The sequence below is a fragment of the Oceanimonas sp. MB9 genome, assembly GCF_011319775.1.
GTDB classification, from domain to species: domain Bacteria; phylum Pseudomonadota; class Gammaproteobacteria; order Enterobacterales; family Aeromonadaceae; genus Oceanimonas; species Oceanimonas doudoroffii.
Genome location: NZ_VFBE01000001.1, coordinates 102,638 through 121,749, shown reverse-complemented (window position 1 = coordinate 121,749; position 19,112 = coordinate 102,638). Strand labels below are relative to the sequence as shown.

Sequence of the window (19,112 nt, the reverse complement as noted above, 5' to 3'; positions counted from 1 at the left end):
TACTCTTTCTCGTTCTTGTAAACGCAAAAGGGGGCCGAAGCCCCCTGAATCATCAGAACTTGTAGCTGGCACTGACGCGAATATCACGTCCGGCCTCGGGCAGACCAGCAACAAAGTCGAAGCCTGGTATATGTCTGTAGTCGGCCACACTGGCGTGATCCCGGTATTGCTTGTCGAACAGGTTCAGCACGCTCAGGTTCAGGGTCAGGGTATCTTGCTGCAGCGGCAGCCACTCAACATAGACGTCATGCACCGCGTAGCCGGGCTTGTCCACATCGCCTGCGCTGGTCTCCAGGTCATCAATGCCCTCAACAAACTGGCCGCTCCAGCCAACGGTAATACTGTCGTTGACGGCGTAGTCCAGGCTGGCCACCCAGGTATCACCAATGGAGTTGCCCAGGCCATTGTGATCGTAGCCATTGAGGGGTTTGTCGTTCAAACGGGCGTCGTTATGGTGGAAGCTCAGACTGGCGTGCAGGGCATTCCATTGGGTGCCGGCGCTCAGCAGGTAGCCTTCCGACTCCATGAGTCCCACATTTTTGTAGACTCTGGCTGGCCAGTCGTCTTGCGGGTCGAGAATGGCATCCTTGATACGGGTGCGGTACACCTTACCATTGAGGTAGAAGGGGCCCGGATGATAATCAAAGCCTACTTCGGTATTGCTGGCCTGCTCCGGTTTCAGGTTGGGATCGTTGGTGACATTATCGGCAAATTTAAACGCATCTCGGGTCTGCACTCCACGAAATGCCTCGGCATAGCCGGCAAACAGGTTCAGATCCTCAATCACCTCGTAGTTCAGGCCCACGTTGGGACTGAAGCCGTCATCCTTGAATTCCTGCTGGGCATCATCGGTGAGTTCATAGCTGTCATAGCGCAGGCCGGCGCTCAGGGTGAGGGCGTTGGTAACCTTGAAATCATCCTGCACATAGAGACCCAGTACGCTGCCATCTTGCTGGAATTGCTTAACATTACTGGCACTACCGGCATTGGTGATGTCCTTGCGGTAGTCAACGCCATAGGTCAGCTCGTTACGGGCGAAGCGGCTGGTATTACGCAGATCCAGGCCGGTGCTTTGGGTTTCGCCGACGTAGGGCTCTGTTGCCTCCTCCACACTCAGATCGGACTGGGTGTGGTAAAGGGTGGTTTCAATATCCACCAGCTCATCGGCGGGGTTCCACTCATGGTTCAGGGTAAAAGTTTCGCGCTCAAGCTCCATGGGACGAATAGGGTTTCTTGTCCTAAAGTCATTTGGCATGAAAATCCATTGAGGGCGCATGGTTGGATTACCCTCTTCAGTGCGGTTTTCATAGCTCAAGCGGAGGGTCTGGGTGTCGGTCAGCTGACCCACCACCTTGGCAAAACCCACCTTCTGGCGGCTGTCGGTACCCACGATCTTATCGCCGTTGGCGTCCTCGTAATTGTCCTGATCCTGGTGAACGAAGGACGCCATGGCGCTCCAGTCATCGGTCATTCGGCCATAGAGGGTAGTGGAGGCCTTGTAGCCATCGGTATTGCTGAAGTAACCGGCCTTGATTAGGGCGCCAAAGTCCTGGCCTTCACGCAGCAGGTCGGTGGGATCCTTGGTCTCAAAGCGCAGGGCCCCACCCAGGGCACCGGCGCCTGAGGTAGCCTTGCCGGCGCCGGCTTCCACTTCTACTCGCTTGAGCAGCTCGGGCTCGATGGAAATGCGGCCGTTATGGTGGAACGCCTGGCCTCCCTGCACCGCGCCGTCGATGCTGACGTTTTGCTTGGTGTCTTCAATGCCGCGGGTATACAGCTTCTGGGCGAAGCTGGCCGAACCGCCGACAGCAACCTCGGGCTGCGTGCGAAACACGTCTTCCAGGTCGCTGGCCTGGCGACGATCCAGCTCTTCGGAGCTAACCACGCTGACGTTGTTGTCGAGGCGGGAGTCGGTAACAACTACCGAGTCAAGCTGAGTGATTTCTTCGGCGGCCAGGGGAGCGGAAATAATGCTCGCAATGGCAAGAGCCAGCAGGCTGGGCCGGCCGGGCATAGGGTGGCTGCTACGCACTGTGTCTACCTCATTAAACAAGAATTATTATCATATAAACTAGCGGGCGTATTCTTGTTCGATAAGTCGGCAAAGTGAACCGATTTTACAACCGTTACATTTTGTTGAAGGTGGTCGCCTTATTCGGGTCCCTGCTGCGGCAGCAGAATGCACATTCGCAGGCCGCCCCCAAGGCGGTTGCTCGCGGTGATTCGGCCGCCGGCCGCCTCCAGCTGCCGCCGGGCCAGCGCCAGCCCCAGGCCAAAGCTGCTGGTTTCGCTGCGGCGGGCGGCGTCTAGGCGAAAGAAAGGCTGAAAAATACGATCGAGGTGCTCGCCAGGTACGCCCGGCCCCTGGTCGTCAATGGTCAGGCAATAGCCCGAGTCCTGGTTGGCCAGGGTGATGGCCACCTCGTGACCCGGCGGGGTGTGGTCAAGGGCGTTGCGCAGCACGTTTTCAATGGCCTGGCCCAGGGCACGTTGGCTGCTGTTGCCCAAGGGGGCGTCATCGGGCAGGCTCGCTCGAATGCGATGGTGCGGAAACTCAAAGCGGGCATCGTCCAGCAGGCTGTCGAGCAGGTCGGTCAGGTCAAAGTCGTCGCCGTTCAGCCTGGGCCGCTCGTTTTCCAGCCAGGCCAGGGTCAGGGTGTCTTCCGCCAACTGCCGCATCAGGGCGCCGTCGCGGCGAATCCGGGTCAGCACCGTGGTGACGTCGGCGGTCTGCTCGGCGCGGTCTACCGCCATTTCAATGCGGGTGAGGGGCGTGCGTAACTCGTGGGACAGATCGGCAATCAGGTGGCGCTGGGACTGGATCAGCCCCTCGGTACGTGCGGCCATATGATCAAAGGTCTCGGCCAGCCGCGCCAGCTCGTCATTGCGTTTGCCCAGCGAAGCCCGCACTCGCACCCTGTGCTCGCCTTCGCTGAAGCGGCGGGTGGCCTTTTCCAGCTGGCGCAGGGGCTGCATCAGGTGGCGATAGAGCACCAGGCTCAGCAGCACCAGCAGCAGCAGCGGCAGCGCCAGTTGCAGCAGCACGCGAGTATGGGGCTGATACCCTCCCGGGCGCATGCGTTGAGGCAGCTGGATCAGGAAATGGGTATGACCACTGGCAAAGGTGACTTCCATGATGGGGTTTTCGGTAAAGTAGAGATGGATCATCCAGTCCACGCTGCGGCCCAGGCGAAAACCGTCCTGGAAGCGCTGGTTGATCACGCTGTTGGCTACCGGCTCCAGGTGGGAATGGAGCACCGCCGCCCAGGTTTGCTCCCGGCGTTGCAGTTCCGCCAGCCAGCGCGCCAGGGCCGCTTCGTCGCCGGCATTGTACAGTCGCTCTGCCTCGGCGCCGTAGTCCAGCAAGGTCTGGCGGTGCTTCCGATCGATGTGGCTCATGCTGGTCTCGGTGTGTTCCATCAGGTAGTTGAGCAGCGAGAACAGCGCCACCGTGCCCACGGCGATGGTGGCGCACAGTTTCCACAATAGCCGGCGGTTCATTTAAACAGATATCCGGTGCCGTGTACCGTTTGCAGGCAGGCACCACCCATGCCGGCCTCGTCCAGCTTGCGCCGTACTCGGCTCAGGTGCATGTCCAGGCTGCGGTCATAGCGGCTGAATTCCCGCTCCAGCACCTGCTGATACAGAAACGGTTTGCTCAGCACCTCCCCCCGGTTTTGCACCAGGGTCCAGAGCAGCTTGAACTGTATGGGGGTTAGATCCAGCGAGACCTGGCGAAATCCGGCCTGCTGCCGGCGACGATCCAGCCACAGCTCGTCGTGGGTCAGTTGCGTCAGATCGGCCGAAGGAATCATGCGGCCGCGGGCGCGGCGCAGCAGGGCCTCAATGCGCAGCACCAGTTCGGTAAAGCTGAAGGGCTTGGCCAGGTAGTCGTCGGCACCCTGGCTGAAGCCCTGAATACGTTCTTCTTCCGCGCCGCAGGCGGTGAGCATGATCACCGGAGTGTGCAGGCTCTGGCGCAGCAGCTTGAGCAGGGAAAACCCGTCCCTCACCGGCAGCAGCACGTCGAGCAGGATCAGCTCAACGGACGGATCCAGGGCGGCCAGTAGTCCCTGCTCGCCATCAAAACACTGGCTGACCTGATAGCCATGACCCTGCAACAGCTCGGCCAGTTGATCGTTAAGGGCGCGGTCGTCTTCAATCACAAGAATGCGGGCGGCGTGTTCCATGACGTGTTCTCGTTGAATCCATTGAGTGAGAATGAGTTTCAATATGATATTTACTTGTTGTCAGGAAATAAACCGCCGCCTAAGGCCGGGCATAAAAAAGCCGGGGCAGGCCCCGGCCGAACAATGCAGTATGGTTGCCGCAGCCGGGTGGCACATTACTCGGCCGCCGTCAGGGTCGCCCAGCCGGTCATTCAGGCCAGGACAATAAGCAGCAGTGGCATTACTGGCCCCGACTAGTGGGTTATTTCCTGAGGCTGAACCAGTCTCAGGTAGTCTTTCATCGGCAGGCTAAACAGCTCACGGTAACTGCCGGCACTGAAGACGATCTCTTCCTGCCGGGCGAGCTCGGTGTCTAGATACACCGGCATGTCATACAGGTTACCGAAGGGAGGCAGGGCACCCACTTCACAGTCGGGAAACTGTTCCCGAAAGTGGTTTTCATGCAGCAAGGTTGCTTCCTGCACCGACAGGGAACGGGCCAGGCTGTCGGGATGGATTATCTTGGGGGCGGGCACCACCACCATTGCCATTCGGCCATCCAGCGTCATGATCACGACCTTGGCCATCATCCTGCCCGGTATATGGGCGGTTTCCGCCACTTCCTGAGCGGTAAACGCCGGCGAGTGACTGATGACCCGGTATTTGACTTCCTGCTGGTCAAGGTATTGCTGCAATCGTTGAGCCGGCATGGTTTGATCCTCCTCGACAGCTACCGAACGTCGTTTGAAGTATAGGCCATAAGCGGAAGGCGCACGGCGGCCAGAAACGAAAAAGGCCGAGTGTTAACCCAGACTTTTGTTATTTATATCAGTTGCTTATCTCATTGTGACGAATTCTTCCGCCCCGGTGGGGTGTATGGCCACGCAGGCGTCGAAGTCGGCCTTGGTGGTTGCCTTCTTACCTGGACACGCCGCAACCCCTGTTCTGATTTGCTCGGGTCGTTATCTTGGTGCGCAGGCGTAAAAAGGCCGGAACTGACCCGGCCTTGTTGAGCTGTGTTACCCCGCAGATGTCAGAACAGGGCGGCAACGACCAGGTAGAGTACTGATGGTGCCAGCAAGGCGCCCAGGCCGGTATAGAAAGTGGCGGTCATGGCACCGTAGGGCACCAGCTTGGGATCGGTGGCAGCCAGACCGGCGGCGACCCCGCTGGTGGTGCCCATCAGACCGCCGAAGATCATGGCGGAGCGGGGGTTGTCCAGGCCGATATGGCGGGCCACCAGCGGGGTCATGATCATGGTCAGGATCGACTTGAACAGGCCGGCCGCAATGGACAATGCGATGATTTCCGAGCTGGCGCCGATGGCGGCTCCGGTCACGGGCCCAACGATGTAGGTGACGGTGCCAGCGCCTATGGTGGTGAGAATGACCGGATCGGTATAGCCGAAGCCAAGGGCGACTAGCACACCGGCGATAAAGGACACCACCACTCCGAGGAAGAGGGCGACGACACCACTTATTCCCGCCTCACGAATTTCTTTGAAGCGTACCCCGTAGGCGGTGGCGATGATGGCCAGGTCACGCAGCATGCCTCCGCCCATCAGGCCCAGCCCTGAGAACAGGCTGACATCGGCCAGGCCCTTGCTGCCTTCGGTATAGATACCGCCCAGATAGGCGAGGATCAGCCCCACCAGGATGGCGATGGCCGAACCATGTACCCGTCCTTTGGTGTACTTCTCGCTGATCCTGTAAGACAGGTAAGTGGTTACCCCGATCAGCGCAAAGGCGGCGATCAGGTGATACTTTTCAAACACCGCAATAATGGAATCCACCATGGCATTCTGCTCCTTCAGTGGGTGTTGTTGGTTATGGTGAGGGTGGCGCTAGCGGACGGCGGTGTTTCCTCCGCTTCCCGCTCCTCTCTGATAGGGCGTTCGCGGCCAAACAGGGGAACCAGGGCAAAACCCGCTACAACCGACAGCAGGCCGGCCAGCAGGGCGATCATTCCGCCGTCGAAGGCGGCTACCACGTTCTGACTGGCCGCCATGGCCACTACTATGGGAATGTACATGGCGTTCCAGAACTGGATGCCGCTTTCGGTGGAGGCTGGCATTTTGCCTTTATCCTTCAGGTAGCCGCCCACGAAGATCAGTAGCAGCATGGAGATCCCCACGCCGCCGACATTGGAACTGACGCCCAGCAACGTCCCCAGTAAGTCCCCGGCCACCAGGCCCGCCAGCATGCATCCTGCCAATAACGCTACACCGTAAATCACCATAAGATATCCCTTTCTTGTCAGGTTTAAGTCGGTTGCCGCGGATCTCGGTTATCCGCGGCAGAACGGTCGGCCTTAGGCGGTAGCCGTCTTGGCCCGATAAAGATCCTGGTACTGAGCGCGCAACTGGTTCTTCTGCACCTTGCCCATCACATTGCGGGGCAGGCTCTCCACCAGAAGGATGTGCTTCGGTTGCTTGTAGCGGGCCAGCCGGTCACTCAGCAGCTGACGGATCTCCGCTTCGTTTGGTGTCGCACCGGGTTTCGGTACCACCACGGCAGTCACTCCCTCACCCAGATCCGGATGAGGGACGCCGATAACGGCCGACTCACTGACGCCCGGCAATTCGTCTATCAATTGCTCTATTTCCTTGGGGTAGACGTTGTAGCCGCCGGAGATCACCAGATCCTTGTCCCGTCCCACTATATGCAGGTAACCCTCCTCGTCGACCCTGCCAAGATCACCGGTGATGAAAAAGCCGTCTGAGCGGAACTCTGCCTTGGTTTTCTCCGGCATACGCCAGTAACCCTTGAAAATGTTGGGACCCCGCAGTTCTATCATACCGGTCTCGCCTCGGGGCAGGGCGGCGCCGCTTTCCCTGTCGGTAATACGCAATTCGGTGCCCGGCAGGGGCTGGCCGACGGTGCCGGGTTTGCGCTCGCCATGGTAAGGGTTGGAGGTGTTCATGTTGGTTTCGGTCATGCCGTAGCGTTCGAGAATGGCGTGGCCGGTACGGGCTTTGAACTCGTCGTGGGTTTCCGACAGCAGGGGGGCGGAGCCGGAAACAAAGAGACGCATGTTGGCGACGGTGGTCTGGTTCAGCCGGGGTGATTGCAACAGCCGGGTATAAAAGGTTGGCACTCCCATCAGGACTGTGGCCCGTGGCATCAGGTCGAGCAGTTGTTCCGGATCCAGTTTGTCCAGAAAGGTCATGGAGGCGCCGGCCGTTAGCGTGATATTGCAAGCAACAAACAGTCCGTGGGTATGGAAAATGGGCAGAGCATGCAGCAGGTGATCTTCGGCACCGTAGTGCCAGCATTCTGTCAGGGCACGGCTGTTGGAGGCCAGGTTGCCGTGGGTCAGCATGGCGCCCTTGGAGCGACCGGTGGTGCCGGAAGTATAGAGAATGGCGGCCAGGTCGTCGGCGCCGACATCGGCGATTTCCTGCATTGGCTCGGCCAGCTCGGCCAGCTGTATCAGGCTGCCGTCGGCGTGGCTGCCCAGACTCTCGACCCGCCGGACTCCACATTGTCGGGCCAGTGTCCTGGCTTCGTTGATCGCATTCGGACGGCAGACGTACAGGGCTGGCTCACTGTCCTGCAGGAAATAGCTGATCTCCGCTTCGGTATAGGCGGTGTTGAGCGGCAGGTAAACGGCGCCCAGCTGCAGGCAGGCCAGGTAGAGCATGATGGCTTCGGGGCTTTTGTCGACCTGTACCGCGACCCGGTCACCTTTTGTGAGGCCGGCAGCGCTTAAGGCGCCGGCCAGACGACGGGCCTGGGCCTGGCTATCGTTATAGCGATAGACCTTGCCCTTGGGCGTATCGATAAAGGTTTTCTGCTGCTGAAAGTGCGGCTGAAACTGCAGGTAGAGATTGTGATTCATAACATCGTCCTTGTGTTGCATTTCATCGGTAAGGGTCAGGCGGTGGCAGGCTGGGCGAGCAGCCCCTGCGCGCGTTTGGCCAGTTTCCGGGTGTCCGAGGTGCAGATCACCTTGCCCTCCCGGCTCAGGGCTTCATGGTTCTGCTCAATGCGATCCAGCTCGTAAAGGTAATTCACCATGATGCCGTGGGACTGGCTCTGACCCTTGGCGGAGTTGTCCGCCAGCCAGTTCAGACGGTGCAGGCTGGCACCGTTGCCGAGGTGAAAACGGGCCACCGGATCCAGGGGTAAGCCTTGGCGGGATTTGGCTTCCGTCAGATAGTGCGCGGCCAGGGCTAGCAAATCGGGTTGCAGGGCGCTCTCCACCTCCTGACGTTGTGCCCAGTCGGCATGTGTGAGCTGCTCCAGCCGGCCGGCCAGGGCCGGTTGCAGCTGGCCTTCGTCTTGTTGTTTCAGCCAGCGGGCGAACCCGGGAACCGGGGACAGGGTGACAAACTGCTTCAGGCTTGGTAGCTCCCGGGACAGCTCTTGTACCACCTGTTTTATCAGGAAGTTACCGAAAGAAATGCCCTTGAGACCGCTTTGACAATTGCTGATGCTGTAAAATACCGCGGTATCGGCCTGCTCGGGGAGCACCTGGTTACCGCCTGCCAGAATGTGCTGCACATTGTCAGGAATGCCCTTGCACAGCGCGACTTCCACGAAGATCAGCGGTTCATCCCCGATGGCCGGGTGGAAAAAGGCATAGCAACGGCGGTCGTCCGGGTCCAGACGGCGGCGCAGGTCTTGCCAGTCCCGGATTTCATGCACCGCCTCGTAACGGATGATTTTTTCAAGGATGGCGGCGGGGGTGTTCCAGTCGATGCTTTCCAGTACCAGAAAGCCCCGGTTGAACCATGAGCCGAACAGGTGGATAAAATCCTCGTCCAGCGCGGCCAGCTCTGGTTCCTGCCGTATTAGGGCCAGCAGATCGGTGCGCATCTTGACCAGCTCGTAGGTGCCGCCAGGGCAGAGGTTAAGTTGTCTCAGCAACGACTGGCGCCGGGGTTCGCAGGCATGAAACAGGCGTTGCAGGTGCTGATTGTCTGGTTGCTTTTGATAAGCCTCGTGGGCATGCCGTATGGTGTTGGGGCATGCCGCATATTCACTGGCCAGGTGATGGAAGAACGCGGTCTTTTCAGTGGAGTCCAGGCCGGCATAATGTTGCAGGACCTCGTGGGCGCGAAGCACCAGCGAAGCTTCGCCGCTCTTGTGCATGAGGGCGGCACAGGCGGCCAGCAGGGGAGGGAGCCCTGTCTCGGTACCAACCCTATCGCCCTTGCCCCGTGAGTTAAGGGTGATATTTGATAACATTTTCTGCAGAAACTGGATGTTCAATTCCATGTAACACTCCTCGTCCTGGCCCAGTCCATCTGGGTCTGTAGTGTTGGCTCCCTATACAGATGGTGGGAACCGCGTGCTCCCTGTCGGTATACGCGGTATATCGGCAGGAGAAATGAATGTAAAATACTTGTTTATGTATTGTTATATATAACAAGTACATTCATAATATTTTTGTGTCAAGTGCGGGAGATTTGGATGGGAAAAATTTCGCAAGCACAGCGTCTCAGGGACTTGTTGGAGGATGCCATTATCAATGGCCGATACGTGCCTGGAGATAAGCTGGATCCGGAAGCCTTGGCAAAGGCGTATCAGTGTTCTCGGACCCCGATCCGCGAAGCCATTCAGCAGTTGGCCATGTGCGGAATGGTGGAGGTGCGTCCAAAAAAGGGCACCTTCGTGACCCGACTGGGAGTTGCCGAGCTAGTGGAGCGGTTCGAGGTTATGGCTGAACTGGAAGGTATGTGTGGTCGCCTGGCGGCTCGGCGAATCACCCATGGCGAATTGCAGGCCTTGTGGGAAGCCCATGAACTGTGCCGGGAACGGGCAGCCGCCGGAGATGCCAACGGCTATTACTACGAGAATGGTGTCTTTCACCACCGAATCTATGTTGCCAGTCACAACACCTTTTTGGCCCAGGAAGCCGAGCGATTGCATGCCATGCTCAAGCCATACCGGCGTATGCAGTTACATGTTCGGCATCGGCTGGAACATTCGTTAGCGGAGCATGAAGAGATAATCATTGCCATTGAGGCGGGTGATGAGCGCAAAGCCGAGACGCTGCTCAGGTCGCATGTAGAAATTCAGGGGGAGCGTTTTAACGATCTGGTGGCATCGGTGCGGCACTTGCAGAGCGCCTAGCCGATGTCTGAAGTGGCCCATTGGTGTGGGCCACTGTATTTATTGCCTCAGCGCATGGTCACGAATTCTTCCGCCCCGGTGGGGTGTATGGCCACGCAGGCGTCGAAGTCGGCCTTGGTGGCGCCCATCTTCACCGCCACCGCAAAGCCTTGCAGGATCTCGTCCATGCCAAAGCCGATGCCGTGAATACCCACCACCTTTTCGTTGTCGCCGGCACACACCAGCTTCATTTTGCAGGGCTGGCGGTGTTGAGTCACGGCGGTGTACATGGCGGTAAAGGAAGAGGTGTAGACCTTGACCTGATCGTCGCCGAAGCGCTCGCGGGCTTCCGGCTCGGTCAGGCCCATGGTGCCGATGGGCGGATGGCTGAACACCACGGTGGGCACCAGATCGTAGTCCATCTTCGCCTCGGGCTTGTTGTTGAACAGCCGCTCGGACAACTGGCGGCCGGCCTTGACCGCGACCGGGGTCAGCTCCACGTATCCGATATTGTCGCCCACGGCATACACGCCCTTGGCCGAAGTGTTCTGATATTCATCGACCTTGATGTAGCCCTTGGCATCCAGCTCGACACCGGCGCTGTCCAGGTTGAGCTTGTCGGTCAGCGGGCGGCGGCCGATGGCCCAGATCAGGCAGTCCACGGTGAGTGATTCGCCGTTTTCCAGGGTCAGGGTCAGGCTGCCGTCGGCGTGCTTTTCCACGCTCTGGGGCACGGAATGGGTGTGCAGGGTGGGGCCATCGGCGGCCATCACTTCCACCAGGGTATCGGTCAGCAGCGGATCGAAGTTGCGCAGCGGCGCGTGCTTGCGCACCAGCAGGTGGGTTTCGCTGCCAAGTGAATGCAGTACCCCGGCCAGCTCCACGGCAATGTAGCCGGCGCCCACCACGGCCACCCGCTTCGGTTGCGCGGTCAGCTCAAAGAAGCCATTGGAGTCGATACCGTGCTCGGCGCCGGGAATGTTCGGAATAATGGGCTCGCCGCCGGTGGCGATCAGAATATGGTCGGCGGTATATTGTTCTCCATTCACTTCCACGGTATGCGCGTCCTGGAAGCGGGCAAAGCCTTTGATTACCGTGACCTTGTTATTGCCCAGCACTCGGTCGTAAGACTGGTGAATACGGCCAATGTAGGCCTGGCGGCTCTCCACCAGGGTGCTCCAGTCATGACCTTTTAGCTCCACATCGAAACCGTAGTCGGCGGCATAAAGCTTGATGGCTTCGGCCACCTGGGCGCCGTGCCACATTACCTTCTTGGGCACACAGCCCACGTTGACGCAGGTGCCACCCAGATCTTTGGCCTCGATCAGGGCCACTTTCTTGCCGTACATGGCCGCCCGGTTGGCGGAGGCGATGCCGCCGCTGCCGCCGCCGATGGCGATATAGTCGAAATGCTGTGCCATAAGTTTGCTCCGTGGATGAAGGTTCATTCAAAGCCGTCGGCCGATTGTACCTCAAGTCGTGCCGGCTGGGGTGCTCAACAAATCGCCAGTTCGCCGGCCGTGAGCCGAGTGAGGGCACTAAAGGCTTGAACATTCTTGCCATTATCACCATGTTAGGGAGTATTCCCTCGGCTGCCGAATGCAGCGCGACGGCCAAACAACAAGAGGTAAAGGACCATGACGAATCCGCTTCTCACAATGGACGGCCTGCCGCCGTTCAGCCAAATCAAGCCGGAGCACGTAAGACCGGCCGTGGAGCATGCCATTGCGGATTGCAAAAAGCGGGTGGAAACCGTGCTGGCCCGTCACGAGCAGTTCACCTGGGACAACCTGGTGGCGCCGCTGGAAGAAGTGAACGATCACCTCAGCCGCATCTGGTCGCCGGTCAGTCATCTCAATAGCGTGCTCAACAGCGAGGAGCTGCGCCAGGCCTATGAGTCCTGCCTGCCGCTACTGTCGGAATATCACACCTGGATGGGTCAGCATCAGGGACTGTTCGAGGCCTATCAAAGCCTGGCCGACCGGGACAGTTTCAAGAAGCTGAGCCTGGCCCAGCAAAAGGAAGTGGCCAACACCCTGCGTGATTTTCGGCTGTCGGGCATCGCCCTAGAAGCGGAACAGAAGCGCCGCTTTGGTGAAATTCAGGCGCGGCTGTCGGAGTTGTCTTCCACCTTTGCCAACCGGGTGCTCGACGCCACCCAGGCCTGGCACAAGCACATTACCGACCAGGCCCGGCTGGCCGGCCTGCCGGAGTCGGCCCTGGCCGCCGCCGAGGCCCAGGCCAAAGCCCGCGAGCTGGACGGCTGGGTGTTCACCCTCGACATTCCGTCCTACCTGCCGGTGATGATGTATGCCGACGACGCCGAGCTGCGCGAGGAAATGTATTACGCCTTTACCACCCGGGCTTCCGATCAGGGTCCTAATGCCGGCGAGTTTGATAACACCAGAGTGATCGAGGAAACCCTGGCCCTGAAACAGGAGCTGGCCACCCTGCTGGGCTTTGACAATTACGCCCAGGTGTCGCTGGCCACCAAGATGGCGGAAAGCGAGCAGCAGGTGCTGGAATTTCTCGAGCAACTGGCCAGCCGCAGCCACCCTCAGGGGCAGGCCGAGCTGGCCGAGCTCAAGGACTTCGCCGAGGCGCAGTTTGGCGTGAGCGAGCTCAATGCCTGGGATCTGAGCTACTACGGCGAAAAACTCAAGCAGCATAAATACACCATCTCCGACGAGGAGCTGCGGCCCTATTTTCCCGAGAACCGGGTCATTCACGGACTGTTCGAGACCGTCAAGCGGCTGTTCGGCATCAAGGTGGTGGAGCGCTTCGGTGTGGAAGTCTGGCATCCAGACGTGCGCTTCTTTGACATCTTTGATGAAACCGGCGAGCTGCGCGGCAGCTTTTACCTGGATCTCTATGCCCGCGCCAACAAGCGTGGCGGTGCCTGGATGGACGACTGCATTGGCCGTCGCTACCGGGAAGACGGCAGCCTGCAAAAGCCGGTGGCCTACCTCACCTGCAACTTCAACGGCCCGGTGGGCGACAAGCCCGCACTCTTTACCCACAACGAGGTGCTGACCCTGTTCCACGAATTTGGCCATGGCATTCACCATATGCTGACCAAGGTGGACGTGGCCGGGGTGGCCGGCATCAATGGCGTGGCCTGGGACGCGGTGGAGTTGCCCAGCCAGTTCCTGGAAAACTGGTGCTGGCAGCCCGAGGCGCTGGCGTTTATTTCCGGCCATTATGAAACCCATGAGCCACTGCCGGCGGATCTGCTGGAGCGCATGCTGGCGGCGCGCAACTACCATTCGGCGCTGATGATGCTGCGCCAGCTGGAGTTCGCCCTGTTCGACTTCCGTCTGCATATGGATGACAAATGCGCCGAGCCGGGCCGGGTACAGCAGGTGCTGGATGAGGTGCGCAGCCAGGTGGCGGTGCTGACGCCGCCGGCCTTCAACCGCTTTCAGCACGGTTTCTCCCATATTTTCGCCGGTGGCTATGCGGCGGGCTACTACAGTTACAAGTGGGCCGAGGTGCTGTCGAGCGATGCCTTCTCCCGGTTTGAGGAAGAAGGGGTGTTCTCGGCAAAAACCGGGCGCGACTTTCTGCATGCCATTCTGGAACAGGGGGGCTCAAAAGAGCCGATGGAGCTGTTCAGGCAGTTTCGAGGCCGGGAGCCAAACATCGACGCCCTGCTGCGTCACTCGGGCGTTTCCGCTTGAGTCCACTCCAAAACAAGGTGGCCCAGGCCACCTTTTTTGATCCATGAGTCAGGGTAGAGGCCGGGCCCGGTTGCAGGCACAATGGGCGGGTATTGGTTAATGAGACACGCTTAATGGAAAACGGGGTTCTATCCTGGTTCAACCTCTGGTGCCTGAGTCAGCTGGTGGAGCAGCGCCTGGCGGATGGCGCCATGCTCTGCCGGCGCCGGGGCACTCGCTGGCAGCCGCTGCTGGCCGCCGGCATGCCGGTGCCGGACAGCCCCCTGTCGGGACTGGATTCTCGCCCCCAACGTCGCCTTACCCGCCGTCAATGTGCCGCCCTGGGCATGGCTTCCGGTCAGTTGTTGTCGCTGGCCGATCTTTACCCGGGTCACGCCCTGTTGCTGTTTCGGCGTCAGCGCCGGGTGCGCTTGTCGCGCAGTGCCTTGCTCGGTTTTTTTGCCACCGTTTTCACCCATCACGACAGGGCCCAGCAGGCGATTTCCCGGTTGGCACTGTTTGAACGGCTGCCGTTGCCGCTGGTACGGCTGACCCTGGATGGCGTGGTGGAATGGAGCAATGCGGCGGTGCGGCGCATTGCCGGCCTTGACGGCCAGATGGCGGGTCGCTCCCTGCGCGAGTTCAGCCTGGGCGGCGACTGGCCCGAGACCCTGCGCCTGTATCGGCGGCTGGCCGACGAGCCGGCCCTGGGCATGGCGGTGGTGGAGAAGCATTACCGCCATCCCGACGGTCGCCTGCTGCTGGGCGAAGTGCAGCTGACCCTGGTGCGCAACCAGCGTGGTGAGCCGATGTGCCTGATGGCGGCGCTGGCCAGCCTGCGGCCGCGGGCGCCCTTTCGTGAAGGGCTGAACGTGCGTTTTATTCCCGCCCCGGAGCAGCCCGAGGGGGTGATGATCTGCGACGGCAACAGCCGTATTCTGGATGTCAGCCCGGCCTTTGAGCGGGTCACCGGTTTTCGAGAAGAAGAGGTGCGGGGCAGCTACCCCTCGTTGCTGCGTTCCGGGCTGCACAGCCGGGAGTTCTACCGGCGCATGAACCAGGCCCTGAACGATCGCGGTTTTTGGCGCGGTGAGGTGTGGAACCGGCGCAAGAGCGGTCAGGTGTATCCGGAGCGGTTGCGTATCGGCTCGTTGCGCGGCCCCGGCGGTGCACTGCGTTACGTGGCGGTGTTCAGCGACATGGGCCAGCCCGATGCCACCGAACAGGGAGCGCCGCCGGAGGTCAAGGACAGCCTCACCGGCCTGGCCAACCGTGCCAGCTTTCAGCAGCGGCTGGCCCGGCACTGCCGGCTGAGCGAGTCCTTTGCGTTGTTGATCCTCGACATCAACAACTTTCGCCTGTTCAACAATGCCATGAACCACAAGGTGGGGGATCAGGTGTTGCAGGAGGTGGCCTCGCGGCTGCGGGGTCGGCTGCGCAGCGGCGACTTTCTGGCCCGTATCGGCAGTGACGAGTTCGCCCTGCTGGTGCCGGGTATAGTGCACCACCGCCAGGCGCGCATTTTTGGCCGCCACCTGCTGAGCGCCCTGGCCCGACCGTTGCCCCTGGCGGAGCAGCAGCTTTATGTGGATGCCACGCTGGGGGGGGCGCTCTGGCCCGGGGTAGGGGAGGAAGACGCCGAAAGCCTGTTGCAACACGCCGAACAGGCGCTGTTTGGTGCCAAGCAGAAGAAGGAAGCCCTGGCGCTGTATGACGACCAGCTCAACCGGGCCCAGAGCCGGCGCATGCGGTTGCAGCACGATTTGATGGATGCCATTCACCAGGGCGGCCTGCGGCTGCATTACCAGCCCATAGTGGACACCCAGTCGGGGCGGGTTACCAAGCTGGAGGCGCTGGTGCGCTGGCAACACGAGGAGCTGGGCGCCATTTCGCCGGTGGAGTTTGTGCCGGTGGCCGAGGAAAGCGGCCTGGTGCAGGCCCTGGGAGACTGGGTGCTGAACCGGGCCTGCACCGATCTGCGGCGCCTGCACCAGGCCGGGTATCCGTTGCAGATGGCCATCAACCGCTCCAGCCTGGAGTTCCAGAGCCTGGGGCTGGCGGGGGAGGAATGGCTGGCGATCATCGAACGGCATCAGCTCTCGCCCCGCCACCTGATTTTCGAAATCACCGAGTCGCTGTTTATGCAGGGTAACGAACACCACCTGGAGCGTATTTCGGCCCTGCGGCGGGCCGGCTGTCGTATTGCCATCGACGACTTTGGCACCGGCTTTTCGGCGCTCAACTATTTGCGTGCCTTTCCCATCGATCTGGTGAAAATCGACAAAAGCTTTATCGATCACCTGCCCGGCAATCAAAAAGATGGCTTGCTGCTGGAAGGCATTTTGCGCATTATCGGCGACCTTGGCATGAAGGTGGTGATCGAAGGCATGGAAACACCGGCCCAGGCCACCTACCTGTCGACTCAGCCCTGCCATTTTCTGCAGGGCTATCTGATCGCCAAACCCATGCCCCTTCGTGAACTGCTGGTATTTCTGGAGTCCTATGCCGGACACACTGTATCCACTGCAGATTGAGCTGCAGGACCACTCCCTGGCCGCCGAGGCCGACGGCCTGCGCCATCGCCTGCACGGCGTGACCGCCCCCGCCCCCTTTGCCCTGGTGTTCACCGAGGGCCGGCTGGAGCTGCACAAGCGGGACGAGCCCAGGCTGGGGGCGGTGTATGTTGACTTTGTGGCCGGGGCGGCGGCGCACCGGCGCAAGTTTGGCGGCGGCCGGGGCCAGACCATCGCCAAGGCGGTGGGGCTCAAGCACGGCCATAACCCCAGCGTGGTGGACGGTACCGCCGGCCTCGGCCGGGACGCCTTTGTGCTGGCCTCGCTGGGCTGCACCGTGGCCCTGTGCGAACGCCACCCTGTGGTGCACGCCTTGCTGGCCGACGGCCTGCGCCGGGCTGCCGCCGATGGTGAAATTGGCCCCTGGGTGAGTGAACGGCTGCGGCTGTTGCCCTTTGGCCACAGCCTGGGCGATATCGCCGGGCAGCCGGACGTGGTCTACCTCGACCCCATGTTTCCCCACAAGAAAAAGGCGGCGCTGGTGAAAAAGGAGATGCGGGTGTTTCATTCCCTGGTGGGGGCGGACGAAGACGCCGATGCCCTGCTGGCCCCGGCACTGGCGCTGGCCCGGGCCCGGGTCGTGGTGAAGCGGCCCGACTACGCCGGGTTTCTCAACGACACTCCCCCCTCGGCGCAGATCGCCAGCAAAAACAACCGCTTTGATCTTTATGTGAAGCAGGCGCTGTAATCAGCCCGCTTCCGGTCCCAGCAAGCGAGTAATGGTGCCGGCCTGGTGACGAATGTGGCCGGTGACCTGGCCGGCCCGATCAGACACTCGGGCCGAGCGCGCCTTGAGTTCGTCCATCAGTGTCATGAAGCGGCCCAGCTCGGCGGCCTGGCTGTCGGCGTGGCCGGCACCCTGCTCGGCCACCGAGGTGGTGGCCCGGGAGGTTTCGCTGACCTGCTCGGTCACTTCCAGCAGGGTCTGGGCCTGGCTGTGCTGATCTTCCGCCGCCTGCAGCATGCGATCCATGATGCCGCCCAGCTCGTCGTTTGACAGTCGCAGCCGATCCATGATGTTGGCGATTTCTTCCAGTGACCCTTGCGTATTGCCCGACAGCTTGCGCACCTCGTCGGCCACCACCGCAAAGCCCCGACCGTGCTCGCCGGCCCGGGCCGCTTCAATGGCGGCATTGAGGGCCAGCAGGTTGGTCTGTTCGGCAATCTGGCGGATCACGCCGATAATGGCGGCGGCATCGTCCACCGACCGGCCCAGGCTGGCCAGCGCCTCGCGGCCGGACAGCGCCGCCTGGCGGCTGTCACCGGCGCTGTGGGCCAGCTGCTCGACCTGCCTGCGGCTGACGTCCATGGCCTCAAGGTTGTCACGGGCGGTGTGGGCAATGTCGTCGCTGGCCTGGCGCATTCGCTCGGTCAGCCGGTTCAGGTCTTCCGCCATGGCCAGGCTGCCCTGCAGGGCGCCGTCGTTGCTCTGGGTGTGCTGCTGAATGTCCTGCACTTCCTCAATCATGCCTTCCAGTGCCGCCGACACCTGCTGCAATTGCTCGGCCCGCTCCTGCTGCTGACGTTGCAGTCGCGCCAGCAGGCCGTTGAAACTGGTGGCGATCTGGCCCAGCTCACTGTGGGGGTGGGTCACCGGCAAGGCGGCCAGCTGGCCGTCCTGCAGCAGCTGGCGAAAGGCGTTGCGCAACTGATCGAGCCGACCCACCACCAGCCGGCGCTGGAACAGGTAACCGAGCAGGGCAAACAACAGCAGGGCCGCACACAGGGCCAGCAACACCAGGGTGGAGTGATGATAGGCCTGTTGGCGTTCGGCCTCGCGGGCCGCCACCAGGGCGTCGAGCTGCTGCTCAATGCCGGCCAGGCTGGCGCTCAGGGTGGTGACGGCATGGGCACGTTGCGCCAGTCCCTGCTGGGTGTTGTCGAGCTCCTTGGGATAACGGCGCAGCAGGCTTTGCAGCTCCCGCCTGGGCGCGTCGCCCACTTCAACCGGCTTGGGTTTGCGCAGGGCGAATTCGTCCACTTCGGGAGTGTGATAGATGCCAAGCAGGGGCAGGGCCTGCAGTTGGCCGGCGAGCTTGTTCAGCTCCGACAGCTGAAAGTCGAGGCTTTGCCTGAGGTTGTCGTCCCCGCCGGCCATGTAGCCGCTGCGCAGGTGGATAAGGCGCGGCAGCGAGGCCAGCATTTCCGCCACCAGGGCCTGGTAACGGGCCGCCAGGCTGTGCTCGGTATCGGCGTAGCGGGCCAGGGCGCGCAGTTGGTCGGTCATTTCCTGCTCGGCGTGTTGCAGCAGCTGCTGGCTGTTGCCCGAGAGCTTGCCGGCCTCGCGAAAATCGTGGAGCAGCTGTTGCTGCAGGCGTTGCACCGCCTGCAGGGCCGGCTCGCCACCCGGTTCATCGGCCAGGGTGCCGGCCATGGCGTCCAGCCGCTGCTCGGCCAGGGTTAGTTTGCTGGCGTCGCCGTCGGCAAGGTAGGCGAACACGGTGCGATAGAGTTCGATATTGGCATTCCGGCGCAGCTGCTCCAGCTCGGCCCGGGCCTGTTCTCCCTGCCTGAGCTGGCGATCCCCGGCGAGAAAGGCAAACGCCAGCGCTATCGCCAGCAGCATCAGCCCCAGTGATGACAATAAGGAAAACCGAGATATTCGCATGAAGCCCAACCCTGGCCAATTTCAAAGGTGGGCAGATTAAGACA

At 61.1% G+C, this 19,112-nt stretch carries 14 protein-coding genes; 4 read left to right on the top strand and 10 right to left on the bottom strand.

The window, feature by feature from the left end; genetic code table 11:
- Positions 1–52 precede the first annotated feature (52 nt).
- The 8 genes from OJHNALOF_RS00610 to OJHNALOF_RS00575 form a co-directional block, all read right to left on the bottom strand.
- On the bottom strand, positions 53–2,032 hold the full coding sequence (locus OJHNALOF_RS00610; protein WP_370462283.1) for a TonB-dependent receptor domain-containing protein: 1,980 nt from the start codon (positions 2,030–2,032) through the stop codon (positions 53–55).
- Between the two features lie 119 nt (positions 2,033–2,151).
- On the bottom strand, positions 2,152–3,501 hold the full coding sequence (locus OJHNALOF_RS00605; RefSeq protein ID WP_165660831.1) for a cell wall metabolism sensor histidine kinase WalK: 1,350 nt from the start codon (positions 3,499–3,501) through the stop codon (positions 2,152–2,154).
- Positions 3,498–4,190: a response regulator transcription factor gene (locus OJHNALOF_RS00600; RefSeq protein WP_165660830.1), complete on the bottom strand. Its 693-nt coding sequence runs from the start codon at positions 4,188–4,190 to the stop codon at positions 3,498–3,500. Before OJHNALOF_RS00600 ends, OJHNALOF_RS00605 begins: the two co-directional genes overlap by 4 nt.
- Before the next feature lie 233 nt (positions 4,191–4,423).
- Positions 4,424–4,879, bottom strand: a complete 456-nt coding sequence (locus tag OJHNALOF_RS00595; protein ID WP_094200944.1) for an aminoacyl-tRNA deacylase — start codon at positions 4,877–4,879, stop codon at positions 4,424–4,426.
- A 323-nt stretch (positions 4,880–5,202) separates the two neighbouring features.
- Positions 5,203–5,964: a malonate transporter subunit MadM gene (gene madM / locus OJHNALOF_RS00590; RefSeq protein ID WP_165660829.1), complete on the bottom strand. Its 762-nt coding sequence runs from the start codon at positions 5,962–5,964 to the stop codon at positions 5,203–5,205.
- 14 nt (positions 5,965–5,978) lie between these two features.
- Positions 5,979–6,407, bottom strand: a complete 429-nt coding sequence (gene madL / locus OJHNALOF_RS00585) for a malonate transporter subunit MadL (protein ID WP_165660828.1) — start codon at positions 6,405–6,407, stop codon at positions 5,979–5,981.
- Positions 6,408–6,479: 72 nt separating this feature from the next.
- Positions 6,480–8,009 (bottom strand): malonyl-CoA synthase, encoded by a 1,530-nt coding sequence (locus OJHNALOF_RS00580; RefSeq protein WP_165660827.1) that lies wholly within the window; start codon positions 8,007–8,009, stop codon positions 6,480–6,482.
- A 35-nt stretch (positions 8,010–8,044) separates the two neighbouring features.
- Positions 8,045–9,391, bottom strand: a complete 1,347-nt coding sequence (locus OJHNALOF_RS00575) for a malonyl-CoA decarboxylase (protein WP_206063497.1) — start codon at positions 9,389–9,391, stop codon at positions 8,045–8,047.
- A gap of 195 nt (positions 9,392–9,586) precedes the next feature.
- Between OJHNALOF_RS00575 and OJHNALOF_RS00570 the strand changes: the two genes are divergently transcribed.
- Complete coding sequence (locus OJHNALOF_RS00570; protein WP_165660826.1) at positions 9,587–10,249, top strand: GntR family transcriptional regulator; 663 nt, start codon at positions 9,587–9,589, stop codon at positions 10,247–10,249.
- Between the two features lie 47 nt (positions 10,250–10,296).
- On the opposite strand, the gene gorA is transcribed toward OJHNALOF_RS00570, so the two are convergent.
- Positions 10,297–11,649 carry a glutathione-disulfide reductase gene (gorA, locus tag OJHNALOF_RS00565; RefSeq protein ID WP_165660825.1) on the bottom strand — a complete coding sequence of 451 codons (1,353 nt, stop codon included), beginning with the start codon at positions 11,647–11,649 and terminating at the stop codon, positions 10,297–10,299.
- Positions 11,650–11,865: 216 nt separating this feature from the next.
- Between gorA and prlC the strand changes: the two genes are divergently transcribed.
- From prlC to OJHNALOF_RS00550, 3 genes are all read left to right on the top strand, one after another.
- Complete coding sequence (gene prlC / locus OJHNALOF_RS00560; protein WP_165660824.1) at positions 11,866–13,908, top strand: oligopeptidase A; 2,043 nt, start codon at positions 11,866–11,868, stop codon at positions 13,906–13,908.
- 113 nt (positions 13,909–14,021) lie between these two features.
- Positions 14,022–16,421, top strand: a complete 2,400-nt coding sequence (locus tag OJHNALOF_RS00555; RefSeq protein WP_165660823.1) for a bifunctional diguanylate cyclase/phosphodiesterase — start codon at positions 14,022–14,024, stop codon at positions 16,419–16,421.
- Positions 16,390–17,148: a class I SAM-dependent methyltransferase gene (locus OJHNALOF_RS00550; protein WP_240919602.1), complete on the top strand. Its 759-nt coding sequence runs from the start codon at positions 16,390–16,392 to the stop codon at positions 17,146–17,148. The genes OJHNALOF_RS00555 and OJHNALOF_RS00550 overlap by 32 nt, the downstream gene beginning before the upstream one ends.
- On the opposite strand, the gene OJHNALOF_RS00545 is transcribed toward OJHNALOF_RS00550, so the two are convergent.
- Positions 17,149–19,068, bottom strand: a complete 1,920-nt coding sequence (locus tag OJHNALOF_RS00545) for a methyl-accepting chemotaxis protein (protein WP_165660822.1) — start codon at positions 19,066–19,068, stop codon at positions 17,149–17,151.
- Positions 19,069–19,112 lie beyond the last annotated feature (44 nt).